The 24,493-nt window shown below is 60.1% G+C and carries 23 protein-coding genes and 1 pseudogene; 9 read left to right on the top strand and 15 right to left on the bottom strand.

Annotation, left to right across the window (positions count from 1 at the left end; translation table 11 throughout):
• The first annotated feature begins 97 nt into the window (after positions 1 to 97).
• Together epsC and betT are read left to right on the top strand one after the other, a co-directional pair.
• The gene (epsC, locus tag AC1DIG_RS14880) at positions 98 to 1,024 is read left to right on the top strand and encodes a serine O-acetyltransferase EpsC (RefSeq protein ID WP_054595085.1); all 927 of its coding nucleotides are present in this window, start codon (positions 98 to 100) and stop codon (positions 1,022 to 1,024) included.
• A 426-nt stretch (positions 1,025 to 1,450) separates the two neighbouring features.
• On the top strand, positions 1,451 to 3,415 hold the full coding sequence (betT, locus tag AC1DIG_RS14875) for a choline transporter BetT (RefSeq protein WP_477767976.1): 1,965 nt from the start codon (positions 1,451 to 1,453) through the stop codon (positions 3,413 to 3,415).
• Between the two features lie 16 nt (positions 3,416 to 3,431).
• Here betT and AC1DIG_RS14870 read toward each other — a convergent pair whose 3' ends face one another.
• Positions 3,432 to 3,689: a hypothetical protein gene (locus AC1DIG_RS14870; RefSeq protein ID WP_054595087.1), complete on the bottom strand. Its 258-nt coding sequence runs from the start codon at positions 3,687 to 3,689 to the stop codon at positions 3,432 to 3,434.
• Between the two features lie 385 nt (positions 3,690 to 4,074).
• Between AC1DIG_RS14870 and mgrA the strand changes: the two genes are divergently transcribed.
• Complete coding sequence (mgrA, locus tag AC1DIG_RS14865; protein WP_427543398.1) at positions 4,075 to 5,112, top strand: L-glyceraldehyde 3-phosphate reductase; 1,038 nt, start codon at positions 4,075 to 4,077, stop codon at positions 5,110 to 5,112.
• A 162-nt stretch (positions 5,113 to 5,274) separates the two neighbouring features.
• On the opposite strand, the gene tauD is transcribed toward mgrA, so the two are convergent.
• The 7 genes from tauD to AC1DIG_RS14830 form a co-directional block, all read right to left on the bottom strand.
• Complete coding sequence (tauD, locus tag AC1DIG_RS14860; protein WP_477767895.1) at positions 5,275 to 6,117, bottom strand: taurine dioxygenase; 843 nt, start codon at positions 6,115 to 6,117, stop codon at positions 5,275 to 5,277.
• A gap of 124 nt (positions 6,118 to 6,241) precedes the next feature.
• Positions 6,242 to 7,072 carry a taurine ABC transporter permease TauC gene (gene tauC / locus AC1DIG_RS14855; RefSeq protein ID WP_477767894.1) on the bottom strand — a complete coding sequence of 277 codons (831 nt, stop codon included), beginning with the start codon at positions 7,070 to 7,072 and terminating at the stop codon, positions 6,242 to 6,244.
• Positions 7,069 to 7,863 carry a taurine ABC transporter ATP-binding subunit gene (gene tauB / locus AC1DIG_RS14850; protein WP_477767893.1) on the bottom strand — a complete coding sequence of 265 codons (795 nt, stop codon included), beginning with the start codon at positions 7,861 to 7,863 and terminating at the stop codon, positions 7,069 to 7,071. The genes tauC and tauB overlap by 4 nt, the downstream gene beginning before the upstream one ends.
• Before the next feature lie 16 nt (positions 7,864 to 7,879).
• On the bottom strand, positions 7,880 to 8,857 hold the full coding sequence (gene tauA, locus AC1DIG_RS14845; RefSeq protein ID WP_477767975.1) for a taurine ABC transporter substrate-binding protein: 978 nt from the start codon (positions 8,855 to 8,857) through the stop codon (positions 7,880 to 7,882).
• Between the two features lie 247 nt (positions 8,858 to 9,104).
• Entirely contained in the window at positions 9,105 to 10,688 is a 1,584-nt protein-coding gene (gene gshA / locus AC1DIG_RS14840; RefSeq protein ID WP_477767892.1) for a glutamate--cysteine ligase, read from the bottom strand.
• Positions 10,689 to 10,958: 270 nt separating this feature from the next.
• The gene (locus AC1DIG_RS14835) at positions 10,959 to 11,342 is read right to left on the bottom strand and encodes a PaaI family thioesterase (protein ID WP_477767891.1); all 384 of its coding nucleotides are present in this window, start codon (positions 11,340 to 11,342) and stop codon (positions 10,959 to 10,961) included.
• Positions 11,342 to 13,666, bottom strand: coding sequence for a Tex family protein (locus AC1DIG_RS14830; protein ID WP_427531205.1), 2,325 nt, complete (start codon positions 13,664 to 13,666; stop codon positions 11,342 to 11,344). Before AC1DIG_RS14830 ends, AC1DIG_RS14835 begins: the two co-directional genes overlap by 1 nt.
• 360 nt (positions 13,667 to 14,026) lie before the next feature.
• Here AC1DIG_RS14830 and ompR point away from each other — a divergent pair, with 360 nt between their 5' ends.
• A complete protein-coding gene (gene ompR / locus AC1DIG_RS14825) occupies positions 14,027 to 14,767 on the top strand; it encodes an osmolarity response regulator transcription factor OmpR (RefSeq protein WP_054595095.1) in 741 nt (246 codons plus the stop codon).
• Between the two features lie 108 nt (positions 14,768 to 14,875).
• Positions 14,876 to 16,189, top strand: a complete 1,314-nt coding sequence (locus tag AC1DIG_RS14820; RefSeq protein ID WP_477767890.1) for an ATP-binding protein — start codon at positions 14,876 to 14,878, stop codon at positions 16,187 to 16,189.
• A gap of 156 nt (positions 16,190 to 16,345) precedes the next feature.
• Here the strand turns inward: AC1DIG_RS14820 and rimK are convergent, their stop codons facing one another.
• Positions 16,346 to 17,251 (bottom strand): 30S ribosomal protein S6--L-glutamate ligase, encoded by a 906-nt coding sequence (gene rimK, locus AC1DIG_RS14815; protein WP_477767889.1) that lies wholly within the window; start codon positions 17,249 to 17,251, stop codon positions 16,346 to 16,348.
• Positions 17,248 to 17,730: a retropepsin-like aspartic endopeptidase RimB gene (rimB, locus tag AC1DIG_RS14810; RefSeq protein ID WP_427543377.1), complete on the bottom strand. Its 483-nt coding sequence runs from the start codon at positions 17,728 to 17,730 to the stop codon at positions 17,248 to 17,250. The genes rimK and rimB overlap by 4 nt, the downstream gene beginning before the upstream one ends.
• A 219-nt stretch (positions 17,731 to 17,949) precedes the next feature.
• Between rimB and AC1DIG_RS14805 the strand changes: the two genes are divergently transcribed.
• From AC1DIG_RS14805 to AC1DIG_RS14795, 3 genes are all read left to right on the top strand, one after another.
• Positions 17,950 to 18,357 carry an RNA-binding S4 domain-containing protein gene (locus AC1DIG_RS14805; protein WP_054595099.1) on the top strand — a complete coding sequence of 136 codons (408 nt, stop codon included), beginning with the start codon at positions 17,950 to 17,952 and terminating at the stop codon, positions 18,355 to 18,357.
• 339 nt (positions 18,358 to 18,696) lie between these two features.
• Positions 18,697 to 19,599: an Hsp33 family molecular chaperone HslO gene (gene hslO, locus AC1DIG_RS14800; protein WP_477767888.1), complete on the top strand. Its 903-nt coding sequence runs from the start codon at positions 18,697 to 18,699 to the stop codon at positions 19,597 to 19,599.
• 179 nt (positions 19,600 to 19,778) lie between these two features.
• Positions 19,779 to 21,320, top strand: coding sequence for a phosphoenolpyruvate carboxykinase (locus tag AC1DIG_RS14795; protein WP_477767887.1), 1,542 nt, complete (start codon positions 19,779 to 19,781; stop codon positions 21,318 to 21,320).
• A gap of 84 nt (positions 21,321 to 21,404) precedes the next feature.
• Here the strand turns inward: AC1DIG_RS14795 and AC1DIG_RS14790 are convergent, their stop codons facing one another.
• From AC1DIG_RS14790 to AC1DIG_RS14770, 5 genes and pseudogenes are all read right to left on the bottom strand, one after another.
• Positions 21,405 to 21,758, bottom strand: coding sequence for a DUF1493 family protein (locus AC1DIG_RS14790; protein ID WP_477767886.1), 354 nt, complete (start codon positions 21,756 to 21,758; stop codon positions 21,405 to 21,407).
• A gap of 89 nt (positions 21,759 to 21,847) precedes the next feature.
• Positions 21,848 to 21,970 (bottom strand): annotated as a pseudogene (locus AC1DIG_RS14785) (transcriptional regulator); the annotation flags it as partial.
• Between the two features lie 89 nt (positions 21,971 to 22,059).
• Positions 22,060 to 22,356: a hypothetical protein gene (locus AC1DIG_RS14780; protein WP_477767885.1), complete on the bottom strand. Its 297-nt coding sequence runs from the start codon at positions 22,354 to 22,356 to the stop codon at positions 22,060 to 22,062.
• Positions 22,357 to 22,524: 168 nt separating this feature from the next.
• A complete protein-coding gene (locus AC1DIG_RS14775; RefSeq protein ID WP_427530745.1) occupies positions 22,525 to 22,707 on the bottom strand; it encodes an antitoxin PaaA2 family protein in 183 nt (60 codons plus the stop codon).
• Positions 22,708 to 22,712: 5 nt separating this feature from the next.
• Positions 22,713 to 22,994, bottom strand: coding sequence for a hypothetical protein (locus AC1DIG_RS14770; protein ID WP_477767884.1), 282 nt, complete (start codon positions 22,992 to 22,994; stop codon positions 22,713 to 22,715).
• Positions 22,995 to 23,303: 309 nt separating this feature from the next.
• On the opposite strand from AC1DIG_RS14770, the gene AC1DIG_RS14765 reads away from it, so the two are divergent.
• On the top strand, positions 23,304 to 24,479 hold the full coding sequence (locus AC1DIG_RS14765; protein WP_477767883.1) for a tetratricopeptide repeat protein: 1,176 nt from the start codon (positions 23,304 to 23,306) through the stop codon (positions 24,477 to 24,479).
• Positions 24,480 to 24,493 lie beyond the last annotated feature (14 nt).

Below are 24,493 nucleotides of genomic sequence, written 5' to 3'. Positions count from 1 at the left end.
CACAATTAGTTCTTAATTCCGTTTTGAGCGCATACCGTAAAGTGAACGCCGTTCAGGCGGCCTTACTGTTCGGCCGCAGCACGTGAGGAGTTTTACCGTGAGCCAGCGTTCCAGCCATTGGCAATTACAGACCATCGTCAGCCAACTGCGCACCGCCCGCGACCAGTGGCGTGCGCAGAACGGTCGTATCAGCGGCGAGCAGGGCGGGCGTGAGCTGCCATCGCGCGCGGCGATGGCGGAGATTCTCGAAGCACTGTGTGGTGCGTTGTTCCCGATGCGCCTGGGCCCGGTGGATCTGCGCGAGGAGAGTGAAGACTTCTACGTCGGGCATACGCTGGATGTGGCGCTGAACGCGCTGCTGGCCCAGGCGCGGCTGGAGCTGCGCTATGTCGCACGGCAAAGCGCTCAGGTCGATACCGAAGTCGAGGCGCGGGCGATCAGCCTGATCCAGGATTTCGCCCTGGCCTTGCCGGGGCTGCGCAGCCTGCTGGATTCCGATGTGCTGGCGGCGTATCACGGCGACCCGGCAGCACGCAGTGTCGATGAAGTGCTGCTGTGCTATCCGGGGATTCTGGCGGTGATTCACCATCGCCTGGCCCACCATTTGTACCGCGCCGGGCTGCCGCTGCTGGCGCGGATCAGTGCGGAAATTGCCCACTCGGCCACGGGGATCGACATTCACCCGGGCGCGCAGATCGGCCGCAGTTTCTTCATCGACCACGGCACAGGCGTGGTGATCGGCGAAACCGCGATCATCGGCGAGCGGGTACGCATCTACCAGGCCGTGACCCTCGGCGCCAAACGCTTCCCGGCCGATGAAGACGGCCAGTTGCAGAAGGGCCATCCGCGCCACCCGATCGTTGAAGACGATGTGGTGATCTATGCCGGCGCGACCATCCTCGGACGGATCACCATCGGCAAGGGCTCGACCATCGGCGGCAACGTCTGGCTGACCCGCAGCGTACCGGCCGGCTGCAACCTGACCCAGGCCAATCTGCAGCATGATGACGGGACGCAGAAGTAAGCCCTGAGGCTTTCACCGGCAGGTCTTGCGCTATCGCGAGCAAGCTCGCTCCCACACTGGATCTCCAGTGGACATAGTGTTGATGAACGACACGAACCCTGTGGGAGCGAGCTTGCTCGCGATTGGATTTCCAGCCGAACCGAGATACTGGCATTCAGCCAATTTCCCACTGAGCGAATCCTCCAAACCCCGCGTCATACCCTTCCTTGAGCTAGCGTACGAAACGTACCGCCGAGCCTTGCGATTAGTCCTCACAGCCTATCCATGTTTAACTTGAACGTTCATTCAAGTTAAACCGGTGGTTCGCTGCCCGCTCACAACAGGAGGCTAGCCTTTGCTGAGTCTGTTTTTTACAGCCATGTTTTACCCCCTCGAGGTGCACGCTTCATGAGTGCATCGTTCACCCCTCCAAGCGGTCAGATCCGCATGAATCCGCCGGTGTTCTACTTCGCGGCGACCTTCATTTTACTGTTCGGCCTGGTGGTCATGGCCTTCCCGCAACAGTCCGGCGCTTGGCTGCTGGCGGCGCAAAACTGGGCGGCCAACACAGTCGGCTGGTACTACATGCTGGCGATGACCCTGTATCTGGTCTTCGTGGTGGTCACCGCCTTGTCTGGCTACGGCAAGATCAAGCTCGGTGCCGACCACGACGAGCCCGAATTCAGTTACCTGTCCTGGGCCGGCATGCTGTTTGCCGCCGGGATCAGCATCACGCTGTTTTTCTTCTGCGTCTCTGAACCGCTGACGCACATGCTGCAACCGCCGCAGGGCGAGGCCGGCACGGCGGATGCGGCACGTCAGGCGATGCAGGTCCTGTTTCTGCATTGGGGCCTGCACGGCTGGGGCGTGTTCGCGTTTGTCGGCATGGCGCTGGCCTATTTCGCCTATCGGCATAACCTGCCGCTGGCCCTGCGTTCGGCGCTTTATCCGCTGATCGGCAAACGCATCAACGGCCCGATCGGATATGCGGTGGATGGCTTCGGCATCATTGCCACGGTGTTCGGTCTGGGCGCTGACATGGGCTTTGGCGTGTTGCACCTCAACTCGGGCCTCGACTACTTGTTCGGCATTGCCCACACCCAGTGGATTCAGGTCGGCCTGATCACGCTGATGATGGGTGCGGCGATCATCGTTGCCGTCGCCGGCGTCGATAAAGGCGTGCGGGTAATGTCCGACATCAACATGCTGCTGGCCTGTGCGTTGTTGCTGTTCGTGTTGTTCGCCGGCCCTACCCAGCACCTGCTCAACACCCTGATCCAGAACCTTGGCGACTATCTCGGCGCCTTGCCGATGAAAAGTTTCGACCTTTACGCTTACGACAAACCCAGCGACTGGCTGGGCGGCTGGACGGTGTTCTACTGGGCCTGGTGGATCGCATGGTCGCCGTTCGTGGGCCTGTTCATCGCACGTATTTCCCGCGGCCGGACCATCCGCGAATTCGTCTTCGGCGTGCTGTTGATTCCACTCGGTTTCACCCTGGCGTGGATGTCGATCTTCGGTAACAGCGCCATCGACCAAGTGCTCAACCACGGCATGAGCGCCCTTGGCTTGTCGGCCATCGAGAACCCGTCGATGACCCTTTACCTGCTGCTGGAAACCTACCCGTGGAGCAAAACGGTGATCGCCGTCACGGTGTTCATCAGCTTCGTGTTCTTCGTCACTTCGGCCGACTCGGGCACCGTGGTGCTCTCGACGCTGTCGGCCAAGGGCGGTAACGCCGATGAAGACGGGCCGAAATGGCTGCGGGTGTTCTGGGGCGCGATGACCGCGTTGGTCACCAGTGCATTGTTGTTTGCCGGCAGCATCGATTCGTTGAAGTCGGCGGTAGTACTGACCTCGTTGCCGTTTTCGTTGATTCTGTTGCTGATGATGTGGGGGCTGCACAAGGCGTTCTACCTCGAATCGCAGAAGCAGATTGCCCAGTTGCATTCGTTGGCGCCGGTCTCGGCGTCGTCACGGCGCGGTAAGGGTGGCTGGCGTCAGCGCTTGAGCCAGGCTGTACACTTCCCGTCGCGTGACGAGGTGTATCGTTTCCTCGACACGACGGTGCGTCCGGCGATTGAAGAAGTGACGGCGGTGTTCGCTGAAAAGGGCTTGAGCGTGGTCACCCAACCGGACCCGGCCAGTGACAACGTCAGCCTGGAAATCGGTCACGGCGATCAGCCTCCGTTCATCTACCAGGCGCAAATGCGTGGTTACTTCACGCCGTCCTTTGCCCGTGGCGGAATGGGTTCCAAAGAACTCAACAACCGTCGCTACTACCGGGCTGAAGTGCACCTGAGCGAAGGCAGTCAGGATTACGATCTGGTGGGTTACACCAAGGAGCAAATCATCAACGACATCCTCGACCAGTACGAGCGGCACATGCAGTTCCTGCATCTGGTGCGTTGACCGAGACCGGTGGTGCTCAGGCGATGTTCAAGGTCATGAACAGCACCAGAGCGGCCACCGGTACGCTGAACACCATGAAGCCCACCATCAATTCGGAGATCAGCGGTTGCCCGGCGGTGATCATACCGATGGCGCCGTTGATCACCGTCAGCGCCAGCCACAGGACGACGAAACTGTAGGTCAGGGTCTGGCGGCTGAAGCCGAGCTTCTCACCGATGAACAGCATCAGCGCCAGCAAGACCAGGCCGAAAGTGATGATGATCGTGGTGTGCATGATGGTGTGCTCCCGAGTTGAAGGATCGTTCCCATGCTCTGCGTGGGAATGCAGCCCGTGACGCTCCGCGTCACTGGACGCAGAGCGTCCCTAGAGGCATTCCTTTGCTGCGCGTGGGAACGATCGGCGTCTGTATCGAGCATAGGCGTCGTTCAGCACAATGGCGCTTAAACCAACCCCTGAGGTGTTTGCTCAGGCAGTTTGACTGTGATCGTTCCCATGCAGAGCGTGTGAACGATCAGCGGCAATTGTCGGCTTGAACACCGCAGTCCAGGATTTTGTGAAACGTTTCAGCATTTAGTCGAACACCCCGTTTTGAATGCGTTGCCTGAGCGTATGCTGGGCAACGCTGACGACCTCGTCGCTCACAACAAGAGAGGGTTCGATGACTTACACCGCTGCTGCTGATCGTTACGACTCCATTCCTTACCGCCGCGTCGGTCGCAGCGGGCTGGTGCTGCCGGCACTGTCGCTGGGCTTGTGGCACAACTTCGGCGACAGCACGCCGATCGACACCCAGCGATCCTTGCTGCGTACCGCCTTCGACCTGGGCATCAACCACTTCGACCTGGCCAACAATTACGGCCCGCCGTACGGCAGTGCCGAGATCAATTTCGGTCGTTTGCTGCGTGAAGATTTCAAGCAGTACCGCGATGAACTGATCATCTCCAGCAAGGCCGGTTGGGACATGTGGCCGGGTCCTTACGGCCAGGGCGGCGGCTCGCGTAAATACGTGCTGGCCAGCCTCGACCAGAGCCTGCAACGCCTGGGTGTCGACTATGTGGACATCTTTTATTCCCACCGCTTCGACCCGGATACTCCGCTGGAAGAAACCGCTGGCGCATTGGCGACTGCCGTGCAGCAGGGCAAGGCGCTGTACATCGGTATCTCGTCGTATTCCGGGGCGAAAACCCGCGAAATGGCTGCACTGCTGAAAGAGTGGAAAGTCCCGCTGCTGATCCACCAGCCGGCTTATAACCTGCTCAACCGCTGGGTGGAAAAAGACCTGCTGGACGCCACCGATGAACTCGGCGCGGGCGTGATTGCGTTCACGCCATTGGCTCAGGGGTTGTTGACCGACAAGTACCTCAACGGCGTACCAAAAGATGCACGGGTCAATCGTCCGGGCGGTGACTCGTTGCAAGCCTCGCACCTGTCCGATGCCAACATTGCCCTGGTGCGTGCCCTCAACGAAATCGCCAAACGCCGCGGTCAAAGCCTGGCGCAAATGGCCCTGGCCTGGACACTGCGCGACCCGCGAGTGACCTCGGCGCTGATCGGCGCCAGCCGCCCGGAGCAGATTATCGAGAATGTCGGGGCGTTGAAGAATTTGAGCTTCAGCGTTGAAGAACTGGCAGAGATTGACCGGTTTGCCCAGGAGGGCGGGATCAATTTGTGGGAGAAGCCTTCGACGGCGGAGTAAGTGTCCGGCGCTGGATCTTCTGGCGCCTGTCAGATTGCTTTCGCGAGCAAGCTCGCTCCCACATTGGATTGGGGTTGACCACAAATCTGTGGCCAACCGAAACCCTGTGGGAGCGAGCTTGCTCGCGATGGGGCCATAAAAAGCAGTAAAGCAGCCAGTGGCTCAGCGGAAAAACGGCACATCCCCCAACACCGTCGCCCGGTGCATCACCCGCCGTGCCGGTCGGTAATCATCCACGGCAAAATGCTGGGTCACGCGGTTATCCCAGAACGCTACGTCGTTCTCCTGCCAACGCCAGCGAATGGTAAATTCCGGCCGCGTAGCATGGGCGAACAGCAGCTTCAGAATCGCTTCGCTTTCGGTTTCCGAGAGTTCATTGATCTTCGTCGTGAAGCCTTCATTGACGAACAACGACCTGCGCCCGCTCACCGGATGGGTACGGATCACCGGATGCGACAGTGGAGGGTTTTTCTTGCGCGCTTCTTCCCACTGAGCCAGTGCTTCAGGCGTGTTTCCAAAGCGTTCCAGCGGGAAGGATTTGACGAAATCGTGGGTCGCGGTCAGGCCTTGCAGCAAGTTTTGCAGAGGCACTGAAAGGGCCTCGTACGCCGCGATGCCGCTGGCCCACAAGGTGTCGCCTCCAAACTCCGGCAACAGTTTGGCGCTGAGCACTGCGCCGAGGGCCGGGGTCGGCAGGAAGGTCACGTCGGTATGCCACACGGCGTTGTCACGCACGTCGGTTTCAGCAGTGTCTAGGATCAGCACTTCCGGTTGTTCCGGCACATTCGGGTAGATCGGGTGAATGTGCAGGTCGCCGAAATTCGCCGCGAAGCGTGCCTGCTGTTGCGGGTTGATCGGCTGCTCGCGGAAGAACAGCACTTGGTGCTTGAGCAGTGCCTGCTCGATCGCATCGCGCTGTTCGAGGTTCAGCGGCTGGGAGATATCGACGCCGCTGATCTGTGCGCCGAGGGCGGTGCTGAGTGGGGTGACGGTCAGGCTGCTCATGGCTTTCTCTTCAATTCGGGGTGCCGACTGTGGGAGCGAGCTTGCTCGCGAAAGCGGTTCATCAGTCAAAGCAAATTTGTCTGACACACTGCCTTCGCGAGCAGGCTGGCTCCCACATGAATAATCAGTGCGCCTGGCCATGCCACGGCACCAGTTTGCGTTGCAGCGCCCGCAGGCCCATTTCCATGGCGAAGGCGATCAGCGCGATCACCAGAATCCCCAGCACCACCACATCGGTGACCAGAAATTGCGCGGCCGACTGCACCATGAAGCCCAGGCCGCTGGTGGCGGCGATCAGCTCGGCAGCCACCAGCGTCGACCAACCCACGCCCAAGCCAATGCGCACACCGGTCAGAATGTCCGGCAAGGCACTCGGCAAAATCACATGGCGAATCAGCTGGGCCCGGGTCGCGCCCAACGACTGCGCGGCGCGCAACTTGGCGGGGTCGACGGTACGTACGCCAGTCGCGGTGGCGATGGCGATCGGGGCGAAGATCGCCAGATAGATCAGCAATACCTTGGACAACTCACCGATGCCGCACCAGATCACGATCAGCGGCAGGTAGGCCAACGGCGGGATAGGCCGGTAGAACTCGATCAGCGGATCGAGAACGCCACGTGCGATGCGGTTGTGACCGATGGCGATACCGACCGGCACGGCGGTCAAAACCGCGAAGCCCAGACCCAGGCCGATACGGCTGAGGCTCGCGCCTAAATGCTGCCAGAGGGTCGAGTCCATATAACCCGTCGTCGCCAGCAACCAGCCTTTTTGCAGGACGGCCGCCGGCGGTGGCAGGAACAACGGCTCGATCAGACCACTGGCCGTAACAGCCCACCAAACAGCGAGCAAAGCGATCAGCGTCAGTACGCTGATCCAGCGTGTGCCGAGGCTGCGTCGCAGCGGAATCAGCGTCGATGGGCTGACGGGGCTGGCCGGGATTTCATAACTGCTCATGCGCGCTCCTGCCGCTGGGCGGCGCTGCGTTGGGAGAACACACGGGCGAGTACGTGTTCGCGGGTTTCGATAAAGCGAGGGTCGGATTTGATCGCCCGAGCCGATTCGCCAGCGGCGTAACGCTGACCGAAATCCAGCTGCAAGCGTTCGACGATTTGCCCAGGGTTTGGCGCCAACAGAATCAGATCCGTGGCTAGGAACACTGCTTCTTCAATGTCGTGGGTGATCAGGAACACCGGTTTGGCGGTGCGTCGCCAGACTTGCAGCAACAGTTCCTGCATCTGTTCGCGGGTGAACGCGTCGAGGGCGCCGAAGGGTTCGTCCATCAACAACACGCGCGGGTCGGCAGCGAGGGCTCGGGCCAGGCCGACACGCTGCTTCTGACCGCCTGAAAGCTGCCAGATGCGGCGAGCGTCAAAGCCTGCGAGGTCGACCAGCGCGAGCATTTCCCGGGCGCGGATTTCGCGTTTATCACGCGGTACGCCAGCCAGTTCCAGACCGAAACCGACATTGGCCAACACGTCCTGCCAGGGCAGCAGCGCGTCATCCTGGAACACCACGCCACGTTCGGCGCTCGGACCTTTGACCGGCACGCCGTCAAGGGTGATGCGCCCGGCGCTGGGTTCGACAAACCCGGCAATCAGGTTCAACAGCGAGGTCTTGCCACTGCCGGACGGGCCGAGGGCGACCAGCAATTGCTGGGGCCCAAGGCTTAAGGAAATATCCGCCAGCACCGGTTCCGGGCTACCGGGGTACTGTGCGCTGATGCGCTCCAGCTGAAGCAAGGCCATCGCGGTCAACTCCCGATCAGTTAGTGATGTACTTGGCGCTGACGTAAGGGGCGTAGTCCGGCAGCACAGCCTCGACCTTGCCTTGTTCCTTGAGGAACGCCGCGGTGTCGGTGATGGCTTTGGTGGTCGGCGCGCCGAGGGTGATCACCTGATCAGCCGCCAGCGGGTAGACGTTGCCTTGCAGCAGCAACGGAATGTCGCTGGTCTTGGCGCCGGAGAGTTTTACCAGCTTGTCGACGTTGCCCTTATCGGCCAGCCAGGCTTGCGGGTCCTTGCGGTAGTGGGCGTAGGCGTCGAGGGTGACTTTGGCGAAGGCACTGACGATTTCCGGGTGCTTCTCGGCGAAATCCTTGCGCACGATCCAGGCATCGAAGGTCGGCGCGCCGAACTTGGCCAGTTCGCCGGAAGTGATCAGCACCTTGCCGTTTTCCTTGGCAACGCCCAGCGCCGGGTCCCACACGTAGGTCGCGTCGATGTCGCCGCGCTTCCATGCGGCAATGATTGCCGGCGGCGCGAGGTTGAGGATCTGCACCTTCGACGGGTTGATGTTCCAGTGCTTGAGCGCGGCCAGCAGGCTGTAGTGGCCGGTGGAAACGAATGGCACGGCGATTTTCTTGCCGATCAGGTCCTGCGGGGTCTTGATCCCGGAACCGTCGCGGGCTACCAGTGCTTCGGCGGCGCCGATCTGGGTGGCGATGAGGAAGGTTTCGACCGGAACCTTGCGGGTGATCGCAGCGGTCAGTGGGCTGGAACCGAGGTAGCCGATCTGTACGTCACCCGAGGCGATGGCGGCGATGATGTCGGCACCGTTGTCGAACTTGCGCCAGTCGATTTTGGCGTGGGTGGCGGTTTCGTAAGTGCCGTCAGCCTGGGCGACTTTGGCCGGGTCGACGGTGGTCTGATAGGCGACAGTGACGTCTGCCGCCTGGGCGAAAAAGCTCGCTGCAGCCAGGGACGCGGCCGCCAGGAGGCGAAGGGGGAAGTGCAGTTTCATCATGAAAGTCCTCATCAGGCGGCCGGGGCTTCGGCGTGTGATGAGACTAAATGATCTAAGAATTCGAAAATAAATAACTTTTTAGAATGAGCTTATGAGCGGAAACCGTTAACAGCGACCGCTGTGCGGTCATCGCGAGCAAGCTCGCTCCCACATTGGATTCTTGGTGTGACGACTATTGTGTGAACACCATTGAACCCTGTGGGAGCGAGCTTGCTCGCGATAAGGTCCGAAGGACCTTCCGGAATCAGTTACTGATCGCCAGAATACTCGCCTGATACGACCCGACAAACACGTCGAAATCGCCGACTTCGTTCTGCTCCAGCTCGGTTTGCTGGGCCAGCGACGAGCGTGCCAGTTCTTCAAAGCGCGCCTGCTCTTCGGCCGCCAGCGGCTCGCTGCGGAAGAGCTCGGCATGAGCCTGGCTCTGGCGCAGGGAGAACTGGGCGAAGCTTTCCTTGTGCTCGGTCATCGCTGCCAGCACCTGCGCAGAAGGGGTCAGAGACGGGTCGCGGACTTTTGCTCGTTGCGCGTCGAGGGCTTTGCTGTGGGCGTCGCCACCGTGGCTCTGGTCGAGCAGTGCAGCCAGTGGGGCGATTTTTTCCAGCAGCTCCAAGGCCCACGCTTTCATGTCTACTGGATGACCGTCCCGTTGCAGTTGCAGGCCCGGACGGCGACCTTCCTTGACCACGCTGAGGAAGTTCGAGGTGGCGTTGCCGCAGGTGGTGGTGGTCAGCAGCGGGCTGTCGTTCAGCGCGCAATACAGCAGGAACGCGTCGAGGAAACGTGCCTCCGGCAGGTCGATGCCCATCGGCATGAACGGGTTGATGTCCAACAGGCGCACTTCAACGTACTGAATGCCACGGGCCATCAGCGCCTGGATCGGTCGCTCGCCGGTGTAGGTCACGCGTTTCGGGCGGATGTTGGAGTAGTACTCGTTTTCGATCTGCAGGATGTTGGTGTTGAGCTGAACCCACTCACCGTCCTGGTGCGTGCCGATTTCGACGTACGGCGGGTACGGCGTGGCCACCGCTTTGCGCAGGCTGTCGGTGTAGCTGTTCAGGTCGTTGTAGCACGGCGTCAGTCCGGCTTGCGCGTTGCTCTGGTAACCCAGATCGCTCATGCGCAGGCTGGTGGCGTACGGCAGGTACAGGGTTTCGGCGTCGAATTGCTCCAGCTGATGGGAGCGACCGCGCAGGAAGCCGGCGTCCAGTGCTGGCGAAGAACCGAACAGGTACATCAACAGCCAGCTGTAGCGGCGGAAGTTGCGGATCAGCGCGATGTAGGCCGACGACTGATAGTCGCGGTCGGTGCCGACAAAGCCTTCAGCCTCCTTGAGCAGTGGCCAGAGTTTTTCCGGCAGGGAAAAGTTGTAGTGAATCCCGGCGATGCACTGCATGGTCTTGCCGTAGCGCAGGGCCAGGCCCTTGCGGTAGACGTACTTGAGCTGACCGATGTTGGAGGTGCCGTAGTAGGCGATCGGGATATCTTCCTCGGCCGGCAACGGGCACGGCATCGACGGACTCCACAGATACTCGTTGCCGAGCTTGCTGTAGGCGAAGCGGTGAATCTTGTCCAGGCTCGCCAGCGTGTCCGCCGGGTCCGCCAGGGCTGGCGTGATGAACTCCAGCAGCGACTCGGAATAGTCGGTGGTGATCTGTTCGTTGGTCAGCGCGGAACCCAGGCTTTCAGGGTGCGGCGTTTGCGCCAGGCGACCTTCGCCCGTCACGCGCAGGCATTCACGTTCGATACCGTGAAGACACTGTTCGAGCAGAGAGAGGTTAGCGCGCTCGCCGAGCAGAGCCAGGCGGCGGTTGAGAAGTTCGCTCAAGTTGGATTCCTTCACGCGTCAGTCGCCCCAATATGGGGGTGGGCAGGACGGTCTACAAGGGTGAAGTTAAAACTGGCGTTTTCGCCTGGTTTTTGAGCCGCACAGGCCTAATGCCGGTCATTCAGAAACTGCGCAACCCCTGTGGGAGCGAGCTTGCTCGCGATGAGGGGGTATCAGTCAACAATAAGTCTCTGACATACCGCCATCGCGAGCAAGCTCGCTCCCACAGGATTCGCAGCGCCGAAATTAACTCAATTTGATGATGCGCATCTACAGGACAGCGAACGTGCCTTGTGCTTTTGCGACCAGTTTGTCGCCTTGCATCACATCGGCTTCGACCACCAGCGTGCGCCGGCCCGGGTGAATCACCCGCGCCGTGCACATCACCTCGCCTTCAGCCACGGCGCGGATATAGTTGATCTTGCACTCGATGGTCGCGCTCTGCTGGTCAAAACCATGGGAACTGGAACAGGCCAGCCCCATGGCAATGTCCACCAGACTGAACAGCGCCCCGCCGTGCAGCTTGCCGCCGCGATTGCGCAGCTGCGGCTCAAGGGCCAGGGCGACTTGCGCCACCCCGACCTCAAGGTTGTGCAAACGGCAACCCAGCAGCTTGAAAAAAGCGCTTTCGGTCAACCCCGCAGGGATTTCCATCAGCGTTTCTTCAACTGCTTGGCATTGGCGAACAGCGACGCCATGGCGTTGTTGCTTGGAGCGGCTGCCGTGGTTTCTTTACGCGGTGCAGTGTTTTGCGACTGACGCGGCGCCGAACCTGGACGCGCGCCACGGGCACCGTCGATTTTCTCGCCCGGGGTGTCGCTCATGCGCATCGACAGGCCAACGCGTTTGCGCGGGATGTCGACTTCCATGACCTTGACCTTGACCACGTCACCGGCTTTCACCGCTTCACGCGGGTCCTTGATGAACTTCTCGGAAAGCGCGGAGATATGCACCAAACCGTCCTGATGCACGCCGATATCGACGAAAGCACCGAAGTTGGTCACGTTGGTCACCACGCCTTCGAGGATCATCCCCAACTGCAAGTCCTTCAGGTCTTCGACGCCTTCCTGGAACTCGGCAGTCTTGAACTCTGGACGCGGGTCGCGGCCCGGCTTTTCCAGTTCTTGCAGGATGTCGGTGACCGTTGGCAGACCGAAGGTTTCGTCAGTGTACTTCTTCGGGTCCAGACGCTTGAGGAACGCGGCGTCGCCGATCAGCGAACGGATGTCGCGGTCGGTTTCAGCGGCGATGCGCTGCACCAGCGGATAGGCTTCCGGGTGAACCGCGGAGGAGTCCAGCGGGTTGTCGCCGTTCATCACACGCAGGAAGCCGGCGGCCTGTTCGAAGGTCTTTTCGCCGAGACGGGCGACTTTCTTCAATGCAGCGCGGGTCTTGAACGCACCGTTTTCATCGCGGTGGGTCACGATGTTTTGTGCCAGGGTCGCGTTGAGGCCGGAGATACGGGCCAGCAGCGCAACGGAGGCGGTGTTCACGTCGACGCCAACGGCGTTCACGCAGTCCTCGACCACCGCGTCCAGGCCACGCGCCAGTTTCAACTGCGACACGTCGTGCTGGTACTGGCCGACACCGATGGATTTCGGATCGATTTTCACCAGCTCGGCCAGCGGGTCTTGCAAGCGACGGGCAATCGACACCGCGCCACGGATCGACACGTCGAGGTCCGGGAATTCCTTGGAGGCCAGTTCCGAGGCCGAGTACACCGAAGCGCCGGCTTCGGAGACCATGACCTTGGTCATTTTCATCGCTGGGTATTTTTTGATCAGGTCCGCGGCTAGCTTGTCGGTTTCACGGCTGGCAGTGCCGTTGCCGATGGCGATCAGGTCCACCGAGTGCTTGGCGCACAGGGCCGCGAGCACGGCGATGGTCTGGTCCCACTTGTTGTGCGGCACGTGCGGGTAAACCGTGGCGTGGTCCAGCAACTTGCCGGTGGCGTCGACCACCGCCACCTTGCAACCGGTGCGCAGGCCCGGGTCCAGGCCCAGCGTGGCGCGTGGGCCGGCAGGCGCGGCCAGCAGCAAGTCGTGCAGGTTGTGTGCGAAAACGTTGATCGCCTCGGTCTCGGCGCCGTCACGCAGCTCACCGAGCAGGTCTGTTTCCAGGTGGGTGTAGAGCTTGACCTTCCAGGTCCAGCGCACCACTTCACCGAGCCATTTGTCGGCCGGGCGGTTCTGGTTGGCGATGCCGAATTGCTGACCGATCATGCCTTCGCACGGGTGCATGGTGCCCGGCAGCTCGTCACCGACTTTCAGTGCGGAGCTGAGGATGCCTTCGTTGCGGCCACGGAAAATCGCCAGGGCGCGGTGCGACGGCATGCTTTTCAGCGGTTCGTCGTGTTCGAAGTAATCGCGGAACTTGGCGCCTTCCTCTTCCTTGCCGGCGATCACGCGGGCACTGAGGGTGGCTTCCTGCTTCAGGTAACTGCGCAACTTGTCGAGCAGGTTGGCGTCCTCGGCGAAGCGTTCCATGAGGATGTACTTGGCGCCTTCGAGGGCCGCTTTCACGTCTGCCACGCCTTTTTCGGCGTTGACGAAGCGTGCGGCTTCGGTGTCTGGCGTCAGGTTCGGGTCGTTGAACAGGCCGTCGGCCAGTTCGCCAAGGCCGGCTTCCAGGGCGATCTGGCCCTTGGTGCGGCGTTTTTGCTTGTACGGCAGGTACAAGTCTTCGAGGCGGGTCTTGGTGTCGGCGAGTTTGATATCGCGCTCGAGTTGCGGGGTCAGCTTGCCTTGCTCTTCGATGCTGGCAAGGATGCTGATGCGCCGTTCGTCGAGTTCTCGCAGGTAGCGCAGACGCTCTTCCAGATGACGCAATTGCGTGTCATCGAGGCTGCCGGTCACTTCTTTCCGGTAGCGGGCGATGAAGGGCACCGTGGAGCCTTCATCGAGTAGCGCGACGGCCGCTTCGACCTGTTGTGGGCGTACACCGAGTTCCTCGGCGATGCGGCTGTTGATGCTGTCCATAAAACCACCTGACAAATTGTGAAAGCAGGCTCGCGGGCGCAGGGAATAAGGCCCGGCGAGTCTGGTTGAGCGGCCTGGCCAGCGCCGCTACCTGGATCAAAAGGCATCCCCATTGACCCGTGAAATCGAAAAATTACTGCCAGGCGTAAAAATAAAAAGCCGCCACCGGCAGTAACGATCAGACGTTGCCCGACACAAAAGGCCGCGCATTATAACCGCCGTTCTGCCCGATGGGGGCATCGCGGGCTGTAGGCATAAAGGCCATGTCGCTGGCGACATAGGAAAAATCTGCTAACAATGCACACGGTGCGTATAACGGCAGCTACGCCATAATGCGCACCGAGATCAAAGGAGCATCCAATGAGCAGCACTGCACAAACTGCTGAAGGCGAAAAAATTCTTATCGTTGACGACGATCCAGGGCTCAGCAGCCTGCTGGAACGTTTTTTCGTCAGCAAGGGCTATCGTGCTCGCGCCGTACCGAACACCGAACAGATGGATCGCCTGCTGGCACGTGAAGTGTTCAACCTGGTCGTCCTCGACTTGATGTTGCCCGGCGAAGACGGCCTGACTGCCTGCCGCCGCCTGCGCGGCGCGAACAATCAGATCCCGATCATCATGCTCACCGCCAAGGGCGATGAGTTGAGCCGTATCAAAGGCCTGGAACTGGGTGCCGACGATTACCTGGCCAAGCCGTTCAACCCGGACGAACTGATGGCGCGTGTCAAAGCGGTCCTGCGTCGCCAGTCGGCTCCCGTGCCGGGTGCACCGGGCAGCGAAGACGAAAGTGTGACCTTCGGTGATTACGAATTGTCGTTGGCGACTCGCGAACTCAAGCGCGGCGACGAAGTACACATGCTCACCACCGGTGAATTCGCGGTGCTCAAGGCGTTGGTGATGAACGCGCGTCAACCGCTGACCCGCGACAAGCTGATGAACCTGGCCCGTGGCCGCGAATGGGATGCCCTGGAGCGTTCCATCGACGTACAGATCTCCCGCCTGCGCCGGATGATCGAGCCTGATCCGTCGAAACCACGCTACATTCAAACGGTCTGGGGCGTGGGTTACGTGTTCGTTCCGGACGGCACCGCGACCAAGTGATCGGTGATTTGTAGGAGCGGGTCAGCCGGGTAACGTGTCACCCGGTTGATTCGCGATCCGCAATTCTGCGAGCTTCGCTCGCTCCTGCAAAGTATGTAGCGGTTGTCTATGAAAACCCCCGTGTGGTTCCCCCAAAGTTTCTTCTCCCGCACCCTCTGGCTGGTGCTGATCGTCGTGCTGTTTTCCAAGGCGCTGACCCTGGTTTATCTGTTGATGAACGAGGACGTGCTGGTGGACCGCCAATACAGCCACGGTGTCGCGCTGACCTTGCGTGCCTACTGGGCAGCGGATGAAGAAAACCGGGCGAAGATTGCCGAGGCCGCGACACTGATTCGTGTGGTGGGCACCGGTGTTCCCGAGGGTGAGCAGCATTGGCCGTACAGCGAAATCTACCAACGCCAGATGCAGGCTGAACTGGGTGCCGACACCGAAGTGCGATTGCGCATGCACGCACCGCCGGCGCTCTGGGTCCGGGCCCCGAGCCTGGGTGACGGCTGGCTGAAAGTACCGCTGTACCCGCATCCGTTGCGTGGCCAGAAAATCTGGAACGTACTCGGCTGGTTTCTCGCCATTGGCTTGTTATCCACCGCGTCGGCGTGGATTTTCGTCAGCCAGCTCAACCAGCCGCTCAAACGGCTGGTCGATGCCGCCCGGCAACTGGGCCAGGGGCGCAGCGTGCGCCTGCCGATCAGCGACACGCCGAGTGAAATGACCGAGGTCTATCGGGCGTTCAACCAGATGGCGGAAGATGTCGAACAGGCCGGTCGCGAGCGTGAATTGATGCTCGCCGGGGTTTCACACGACCTGCGCACGCCGTTGACCCGCTTGCGTCTGTCGCTGGAACTGATGGGCAACCACAGCGACCTGAGCGACGACATGGTGCGTGACATCGAAGACATGGACGCGATTCTCGACCAGTTCCTGGCGTTCATTCGCGATGGTCGGGACGAGTCGGTCGAAGAGGTCGACCTGAGTGATCTGGTGCGCGAAGTGGCGGCGCCTTACAACCAGAACGAGGAGCGGGTGCGCTTGCGTCTGGAGCCGATTCAGCCGTTTCCGTTGCGTCGGGTGTCGATGAAACGCCTTTTGAACAACCTGATCGGCAACGCCTTGCATCATGCTGGAAGCGGCGTTGAGGTGGCGGCGCATGTCTCGGGAGATGTCAGCGCGCCGTACGTGGTGCTGAGCGTCATGGACCGTGGCGCCGGGATAGATCCGTCAGAGCTGGAAGCGATCTTCAACCCCTTCACCCGTGGCGACCGCGCGCGGGGTGGCAAGGGCACAGGGTTGGGGTTGGCCATCGTCAAGCGGATTGCTTCGATGCATGGCGGCAATGTCGAACTGCGCAACCGCTCCGGTGGTGGCCTGGAAGCTCGGGTGCGGTTGCCGCTTGGGTTGATGTTGCCGAGGGATGCTGTTTAAGAAGCCAGCATTGTTGTTGGGACTTAGGGCCCCTTCGCGAGCAAGCTCGCTCCCACAGGGATCTCGGTCGTACACAATTGTGTGTTCGCTGAAGATCAAAATGTGGGAGCGAGCTTGCTCGCGATGGCGGCGTCCCTGCCACCGAAAAGGTTTGGGTTAACCCTTACCCTTGGTCCGCGTCATATTCGGCCCGCCGTTCTTCTCGATGTGCTCAATGATGATCCCCGCCACGTCCTTGCTGGTGGTGGTTTCGATCCCTTCCAGACCCGGCGACGAGTTCACTTCCATCACCAGCGGCCCGTGATTGGAGCGCAGGATATCCACGCCCGCCACGCTCAGGCCCATGACCTTGGCTGCACGCAACGCGGTCATGCGCTCTTCCGGGGTGATCTTGATCAGGCTGGCGCTGCCGCCACGGTGCAGGTTGGAGCGGAACTCGCCGGGCTTGGCCTGACGCTTCATCGCGGCGATCACCTTGTCGCCGACCACGAAGCAGCGAATATCCGCGCCGCCGGCTTCCTTGATGTATTCCTGAACCATGATGTTCTGTTTGAGGCCCATGAACGCCTCGATCACCGACTCCGCCGCCGTCGCCGTTTCACACATCACCACGCCGATGCCCTGAGTGCCTTCCAGCACCTTGATCACCAGCGGTGCGCCGTTGACCATTTCGATCAGGTCGGGAATGTCGTCCGGCGAGTGAGCAAAACCGGTGACCGGCAAGCCGATACCACGGCGTGAAAGCAATTGCAGTGAGCGCAATTTGTCCCGCGAGCGGGCGATGGCCACCGACTCGTTGAGCGGGAACACGCCCATCATTTCGAACTGGCGCAACACCGCGCAGCCATAAAAAGTCACCGAGGCGCCGATCCGCGGGATCACAGCGTCAAAACCTTCCAGCGGCTTGCCGCGATAGTGGATCTGCGGCTTATGACTGGCAATGTTCATATAGGCGCGCAGGGTATCGACTACCACCATCTCATGGCCGCGTTCGGTGCCGGCCTCAACCAAACGACGAGTGGAATACAGACGCGGGTTCCGCGACAGCACAGCGATCTTCATGCAACACCTGTGGAAGAGGTAGTGGACACCGGGAACACCGGCTTGTCTTGAACGTATTTAATGCCTGGATTGACCACCAACTGGCCGTCGATCAGGGCTTTGGAACCGAGTAACAGGCGATAACGCATGGACTTGCGGCAGGCGAGGGTGAACTCCACTCGCCAAACCCGATCGCCGAGCGCCAGGGTGGTGCTGATCACGTAACGCACCTGCGCTTGGCCGTTGGAGCTTTTAATGGTTTTCATCGTCACCAGCGGCGCTTCGCAGCGGCGGTGACGCAATTGCACCACCGTGCCCAGGTGCGCGTTGAAACGCACCCACGTTTGCCCGTCGCGCTCGAACGGCTCGATTTCGGTGGCATGCAGGCTGGAGGTGCTGGCACCGGTGTCGATCTTCGCCCGCAGGCCCGCGACTCCCAAATCAGGGAGCGCCACCCACTCGCGCAGACCCACAACGGTCAAATGGTCAAATGTCTTCAAATGTGCTCAACCGGTGAGGAACCGTTCGCACCGCAAAGCGGCCGAATTTGCGGTATTCACGCAGAATAAAGGTTAAAAGGCGACAGATATCTACGGCCCGGATTCTCGGCTGCCGAGCGAGGCCCGAAAGCGTCGCGCATTGTATGCTGAACCGGTGAAATTCATGGCACGACAGAAACGGTAGTACAGTTCAGAAATATTTCAGAATGAGGAAAACCCATGGCACAAAAAAACGAAGAGGACGACAAAGTCCGTCTCGATAAGTGGTTGTGGGCGGCGCGCTTCTACAAAACCCGTGCGCTGGCCAAGGCAGCCATTGAGAGTGGCAAGGTGCATTGCCGGGGCGAGCGCTGCAAGCCGGGCAAGGAACCGAGAATTGGTGACGAGTTTCAGATCCGCGCCGGTTTCGATGAGCGCACCGTGGTGGTCCAGGCACTCTCGATCGTCCGTCGTGGTGCCCCTGAGGCCCAGACGTTGTACGTTGAGACCGAAGCCAGCATCGCCAAACGCGAAAACGCCGCAGCCCAGCGCAAGGCCGGCGCCCTGGGCGTCAGCACCGACGGCAAACCGAGCAAGAAACAGCGCCGGGACCTGTTCAAGTTTCATGGCGGGAACGCTGGCGAGTAAGTTGTCGTTCTATGATCGTTCCCACGCTCCGCGTGGGAATGCATCCCGTGACGCTCTGCGTCACATCCCGAAGCGGACGCAGAGCGTCCATGGCGGCATTCCCACGCAGAGCGTGGGAACGATCAACGCAGGAGCGTAGGAACGATCAAGAGTAAGCTGTCGTTCTGATCGGACTAAACTACCGAGCGTCACTATGCCGCGGTTCGACCTTGCTTGGAACAAACCCGGATTGTTCATAAAATGCCTGTCATGACCAACATTAATGCACCGAAACGGTGCGCAAGGCGCGACTCTACAGCCCTTGTCATCCTTTAGTTTTCACTTCAGATACCCAGACCTATGACTGATCTACCGGATACCGACTTCACCCAACGCTTTATCTTCGATGACAGCGACACCCGCGGCGAGCTGGTTGCGTTGGAGCGTAGCTATGCCGAAGTCCTCGCCAAACATCCCTATCCGGAACCGGTCGCGCAACTGCTCGGCGAGCTGATGGCGGCTGCGGCGCTGCTGGTCGGCACCTTGAAGTTCGATGGCTTGCTGATCCTGCAGGCGCGTTCCGAAGGCCCGGTGTCGCTGTTGATGATCGAGTGCTCCAGCGAGCGTGAAATCCGTGGTCTGGCCCGTTACGACGCAGACCTGATCGCCGCTGACGCGACCTTGGCCGACATGATGCCCGACGGCGTGCTGGCGCTCACCGTCGACCCGATCCAGGGCCAGCGTTACCAGGGCATCGTCGACCTCGACGGCACGACCCTGGCAGACTGCTTCACCAACTATTTCGTCATGTCGCAGCAAGTCGGCACCCGCTTCTGGCTGCACGCCGACGGCCGTCGCGCCCGTGGTCTGCTGCTGCAACAACTGCCGGCCGACCGCCTGAAAGACGAAGAAGAACGCGCCGACAGCTGGCGGCACATCACCGCGCTGGGTAGCACCCTGACCGCCGATGAATTGCTGAGCCTGGACAACGAAACCATCTTGCATCGTCTCTACCACGAAGAGCAGGTGCGCCTGTTTGATGTGCAGAAACTACGCTTCCATTGCAGTTGCTCGCGTGAGCGTTCGGCTAATGCGCTGTCCAGCCTGGGTCAGGAAGATGCTCAGGCACTGGTCGTCGAACACGGTGGCAACATCGAGATCGACTGCCAGTTCTGCAACCAGCGCTACCTGTTCGATGCGGCCGATATCACCCAATTGTTCGCCGGAGCAGGTGTCGATACGCCGTCAGATACCCGTCACTAAAACGCTTCAGCGCAGGTAAATTCACTGGTAAACGCCGGAATAACGCCGTCCTGACGGGAGGGCCCTACTATTTTTGGGCTTTTCTGGCATAATCCGGCCCACTTTTTTCGCGGTAGTAGTGCACAACTTTCTACTACAAAACGTTTGGAGCACTCGGCCACTGGCCGACGGGGAACCTCATGACGCAAGCCAATAACGCCGTGTACACCGATCTGAGTGTTGATGATCTGGTTAAAGAAGCCCTGAAGCGCGGTGAAGGCGAGCTTGCCGACACTGGCGCACTGGTGGTTCGCACCGGTCACCGTACTGGTCGTTCGCCAGTCGACCGTTTCATCGTTGAAGAGCCAACCACTCAGGCCGCTATCGCCTGGGGCCCGATCAACCGCAAGTTCCCGGCCGACAAGTTCGATGCCCTGTGGGACCGCGTTGAGGCGTTCAACAACGCGCAAGAGCATTTCGTTTCCCACGTGCACGTAGGTTCTGCTGAAGAGCATTACCTGGCCGTGAAAATGACCACCCAGACTGCCTGGCAGAACCTGTTCGGTCGTTGCCTGTTCATCAACCCGGCCCAGTACAACCCGGCTGGTCGTGAAGAGTGGCAAGTTCTGAACGTCGCCAACTTCGAGTGCGTGCCAGAGCGTGACGGCACCAACTCCGACGGCTGCGTGATCATCAACTTCGCGCAGAAGAAAGTGCTGCTGGCCGGCATGCGTTACGCCGGTGAAATGAAGAAAGCCATGTTCTCGGTGCAGAACTTCCTGCTGCCGGCCGCCGACGTGCTGCCAATGCACTGCGCCGCCAACATCGGCGAAGAGGGCGACGTGACCCTGTTCTTCGGTCTGTCCGGCACCGGCAAGACCACCCTGTCCGCCGACGAAAGCCGTTACCTGATCGGTGACGACGAACACGGCTGGGGCGAGGGCGTGGTGTTCAACATCGAAGGCGGTTGCTATGCCAAGTGCATCGACCTGTCCGAGAAGAACGAGCCGGTCATCTGGAAAGCCATCAAGCACGGCGCCGTCCTGGAAAACGTTGTTATCGACGACGCCAAGCACGCCGACTACACCGATGTCAGCCTGACCCAGAACAGCCGCGCCGCCTACCCGCTGGAGCACGTTGCCAAGCGTTCCGAGAGGAACCTGGGCGGCGAGCCAAACGCAGTAATCTTCCTGACCTGCGACCTGACCGGCGTGCTGCCGCCAGTGTCGATCCTCAATGAAGAACAAGCGGCTTACCACTTCCTGTCCGGCTACACCGCACTGGTGGGCTCGACCGAAATGGGTTCGGGCAGCGGCATCAAGTCGACCTTCTCCACCTGCTTCGGCGCACCATTCTTCCCGCGTCCGGCTGGCGAATACGCAGAGCTGCTGATCAAGCGCATCCGCGGCTTCGGCTCCAAGGTCTACCTGGTCAACACCGGCTGGACCGGCGGCGGCTACGGCGTCGGCAAACGCTTCAACATCCCGACCACCCGCGCAGTGATCGCAGCGATCCAGAGTGGCGCGTTGATCGGTGCAGCCACCGAACACCTCGACACCATCAACCTCGACGTGCCGTTGGCTGTGCCAGGCGTTGAGACCGGCCTGTTGAACCCACGTAACACCTGGGCTGACAAGGCTGCTTACGATGAGGCTGCTAAAGCGCTGGCCGGTCTGTTTGTTGAGAACTTCAAGAAGTTTGAAGTGAGCGACGCGATCAAGGCTGCTGGGCCGAAGTTGTAATTATTCGGTAGTGGTTTGAGGTAAGAGAAAGCCGCCCTTAGGGGCGGCTTTTTTGTGGGCGCGACATTTACAACGCAAGACTGCTTAAAGCTCTTGGAGCGCTTGTGTATTCCACTTTTGAGCCTTGATGGCCTGGTAGAGCATGCCGATGGTCAGCGGGACTTTATCGCCACGCCCCTTGGCCCTGCGTTTGAGAAACACGTCGAAGCCTTCGGGCTGAAAGTAGCGATAGGCGTCGTAGTCGACGAAGTCGATGGCGAACTGTTCTTCCAGGGCTTCCATCAGGTGCCGGGCGTCTGAGCCGTCGCAACCGAGGTCAAAATTGATCGAGGTGCTGAGGCTGATAGTTTTGCGTTCGGGTAGGCCGAGTTCTTCGTGCAGCAGCTGCATGAGTAACTGCATGGCATGGTCGTCGGGGAAGTTGGGGGCGAGGTTCATGGTTAACAGTCCGGTTGAGGCATGCGGGAATGTTATTGGGCACGGGGCTTGGGTGGAAGGCTCTGGATACGCGGTTGATCGTTCCCACGCTTACGAGTTTCTTTGGCTTGCAACGCGTCAACATGGAATTCGCGGGAAGGCAGGTGTTCACCCCGTACGATCTCGTCCATCTGTTGCACGCTCCCCATCAGCTCATCAAAAAACTTGCTCATGGTTATCTCCAGTATTCGATGACTGCTTTCAACGCTTTGCGTTCGATCGTTCTCACGCAGAACGTGAGAACGATCTGTTCACTCGGACTTCAGGATGGCGCTTTCCAGTTCAGCATGCGTTGCTGGGCGACTTGGAGCAGGTCGCGGCCGTCTTGAGTCAGCAGGTAGAGGGCGTGGGTGATGTGCGGAATGTCTTTGACGTCGCCGTGTTTGAAGCATTGGCAGTGCAAGGTTTCGAGCAGGTCGCTGGAGGCGCGGATGCGTTGTAGCGCGGCTTCGAGGATGTCTTGCGGGTCGGCCTCTGTGTCGATGATCAGGGGCGAGGTGTCAGTGAGGTTGGTTTGAAGTGGGCGGTAGCGATCTGCAAACGGATTTAATGTGGTCATTGAGGAGCGCCTCTATTTAAGGGGAATGTGTGCCTCTCGTCCGGGTGACCAAGCCCGGTCGCTGATTTTGCAGCGACGCTAACGACTATAGGTGTGGTGTGCAGGCTAGCGATAGCCGACAAGGAGCACGAGGTTGTAGGACGGGGACGAAGATTGGTAAGGCCGTGTCTATCGGTCTGTCTGCCGACGTAGGACGTCTCGTTTTTCAGCCATAAAGCGCTTGGCTTCACCATCTTCAATGCTGGGCCGAAGATCGTTGATGCTGGCTTGTACTTGCTCCCTGAACCATACATCGTAGGCAGCATGGTCGATGGTGTTTTGTGTCTCTATGGGCTTGCTGGGGTTGGCCATGTTTTTCACCTCGTCATCCGCTGCCGAGCCACCTCAAGCAATTCACTCCCATCCTGAGTCAGCAGATACAGCGCATTGACGATATTCGGAATGTCTTTCACATCCGCTTGCTTGAAGCACACGCAATACAGTGTTTCGAGCAGGTCGCTGGAGGCGCGGATGCGTTGTCGGGCGGCGTCCAGGATGGCGTGGGAATTGGCCACGGTGTCGATGACCAGCACCGGGGTTTCGCTGTAGCTGGTTTTGAGTGGGCGATAGCGGTTGTTAGACGGATCGAGTGGGTTCATTGAACGTGTCCTGTAGGAAGTCGCGGCGTCGCTCCTGCAGGCCGACACACGGGGTTTAGCCGCGCCGCAAACTATAGAACCCGATCCCGAAGTCTCGCAAGACAGCCCGAGTGGACAGGTTTTGTAGGGGGTTTACTTGCCCGCAAGGCTTGGGACTACGCACTACCCGAGGTTTTTTTCAGCGATTCCCCTAGAGGTCAAATTTCCTACGCGATTGTCAGGCGAAACGCGGCAAATTTCGGTATGGTGCGCGCCAGAATCCGTAGGACGTTTCTAGGCGTCTGTTTAAACACTTAAAGGGAATTAGGTATGCGATTGCTTCGTATGGCTTCGATTTTGTCGCTGTGGGCCGCTTTTGGCTCGGCGCAGGCTGAACAACTGCCCATCGAGGTGTTGAGTGCGGTGGTCAAGGATCAGAAGATCGCCGACGCTGAAGTGCTGTTGCAGCGCAACGGCGCACAGAACGTGGTGGGGCGCACCAATGCGCAGGGTCAGGTCAGCCTGACCGCCGATTTTGCCGATGACGCCAGCAACCTGCTGATCATCAAGAAACCGGGTTACTCCAACCTGGTGGTCAAGTGCCCGTGCAAGGGCATGACCTATGCCGTCAGCCCGGTGATGACCAACCTCGACGGCCTGCGTGTGGTGCTGACCTGGGGCGCAACCCCGTCCGACCTCGACTCGCACATGATCTTCCCCGGCAACAACATCTACTTCGGCAGCCAGCATGGCGACGATGCCAACCTGGATGTGGACGACACCACCAGCTACGGCCCGGAAACCATCACCCTGGAGAAGAAGCACTACGGCGAAAGCTACGTCTACGCCGTGCATGACTTCAGTAACAGCAGCAACCCGAACTCGCGTGCACTCTCCAACAGCCAGGCCAAAGTGTTCGTGTACATGGGCCAGTCGCTGGTGCGCACTTACTACGTGCCGCAAAACCGCAGCGGCAACCTGTGGACCGTGTTCCGCATGACCGGCAGTGGCGACTTCCAGGACATCAACAACTTCACGGGCTCGCAGGTCGATGCCAAGAACGTATTGAACGAAGTCTCGCCGTTGCTCGATGACAGCGTGGCCGTCACTGCCGTGGCAGTCAGTTCGTCGGCGCTGTCGGATGCGAAAAACCTGAACCAGAAAGGCGAAGCGGCCTACCACGCGGGCGACCTGCCGCAGGCGATCGACTTCTATCGTCAGGCTATCGAACTGAACAACGGTTTCGGTCAGGCCTACAGCAACCTGGGTCTGGCGTATCAGAAGGCCGGCAACACTGCCGAGTCGATCTGGGCCAACCGCAAGGCTATCGCACTGGCCAGCGGCAATTCGGCTGCCACTGTTCGCGCCAGTTCCTACTACAACATCGCCCGTATCTATGAAGCGGCGAATCAGTTCCCTGACGCATTGCGTCATTACCAGTTGGCCAAGCAGCAAAAAGCCAACCCGGTGTATGACAAGGCGATCGAGCGCGTGCAAAACCGCTGATCGGTTTGCGTTGA

It is taken from the genome of Pseudomonas sp. 05N431 (assembly GCF_056397005.1).
Note: the sequence above shows the minus strand (reverse complement) of the source record. Positions and strands in the feature narration are given on the sequence as shown.

Excerpts from the sequence above, each read along its gene's own strand:
- betT (WP_477767976.1), top strand. The coding sequence starts at position 1,451 with ATGAATCCGCCGGTGTTCTACTTCGCGGCGACCTTCATTTTACTGTTC.
- AC1DIG_RS14870 (WP_054595087.1), bottom strand. The coding sequence starts at position 3,689 with ATGCACACCACGATCATCATCACTTTCGGCCTGGTCTTGCTGGCGCTG.
- mgrA (WP_427543398.1), top strand. The coding sequence starts at position 4,075 with ATGACTTACACCGCTGCTGCTGATCGTTACGACTCCATTCCTTACCGC.
- tauD (WP_477767895.1), bottom strand. The coding sequence starts at position 6,117 with ATGAGCAGCCTGACCGTCACCCCACTCAGCACCGCCCTCGGCGCACAG.
- tauC (WP_477767894.1), bottom strand. The coding sequence starts at position 7,072 with ATGAGCAGTTATGAAATCCCGGCCAGCCCCGTCAGCCCATCGACGCTG.
- tauB (WP_477767893.1), bottom strand. The coding sequence starts at position 7,863 with ATGGCCTTGCTTCAGCTGGAGCGCATCAGCGCACAGTACCCCGGTAGC.
- tauA (WP_477767975.1), bottom strand. The coding sequence starts at position 8,857 with ATGAAACTGCACTTCCCCCTTCGCCTCCTGGCGGCCGCGTCCCTGGCT.
- AC1DIG_RS14835 (WP_477767891.1), bottom strand. The coding sequence starts at position 11,342 with ATGGAAATCCCTGCGGGGTTGACCGAAAGCGCTTTTTTCAAGCTGCTG.
- AC1DIG_RS14830 (WP_427531205.1), bottom strand. The coding sequence starts at position 13,666 with ATGGACAGCATCAACAGCCGCATCGCCGAGGAACTCGGTGTACGCCCA.
- ompR (WP_054595095.1), top strand. The coding sequence starts at position 14,027 with ATGAGCAGCACTGCACAAACTGCTGAAGGCGAAAAAATTCTTATCGTT.
- AC1DIG_RS14820 (WP_477767890.1), top strand. The coding sequence starts at position 14,876 with ATGAAAACCCCCGTGTGGTTCCCCCAAAGTTTCTTCTCCCGCACCCTC.
- rimK (WP_477767889.1), bottom strand. The coding sequence starts at position 17,251 with ATGAAGATCGCTGTGCTGTCGCGGAACCCGCGTCTGTATTCCACTCGT.
- AC1DIG_RS14805 (WP_054595099.1), top strand. The coding sequence starts at position 17,950 with ATGGCACAAAAAAACGAAGAGGACGACAAAGTCCGTCTCGATAAGTGG.
- hslO (WP_477767888.1), top strand. The coding sequence starts at position 18,697 with ATGACTGATCTACCGGATACCGACTTCACCCAACGCTTTATCTTCGAT.
- AC1DIG_RS14795 (WP_477767887.1), top strand. The coding sequence starts at position 19,779 with ATGACGCAAGCCAATAACGCCGTGTACACCGATCTGAGTGTTGATGAT.
- AC1DIG_RS14790 (WP_477767886.1), bottom strand. The coding sequence starts at position 21,758 with ATGAACCTCGCCCCCAACTTCCCCGACGACCATGCCATGCAGTTACTC.
- AC1DIG_RS14780 (WP_477767885.1), bottom strand. The coding sequence starts at position 22,356 with ATGACCACATTAAATCCGTTTGCAGATCGCTACCGCCCACTTCAAACC.
- AC1DIG_RS14775 (WP_427530745.1), bottom strand. The coding sequence starts at position 22,707 with ATGGCCAACCCCAGCAAGCCCATAGAGACACAAAACACCATCGACCAT.
- AC1DIG_RS14770 (WP_477767884.1), bottom strand. The coding sequence starts at position 22,994 with ATGAACCCACTCGATCCGTCTAACAACCGCTATCGCCCACTCAAAACC.
- AC1DIG_RS14765 (WP_477767883.1), top strand. The coding sequence starts at position 23,304 with ATGCGATTGCTTCGTATGGCTTCGATTTTGTCGCTGTGGGCCGCTTTT.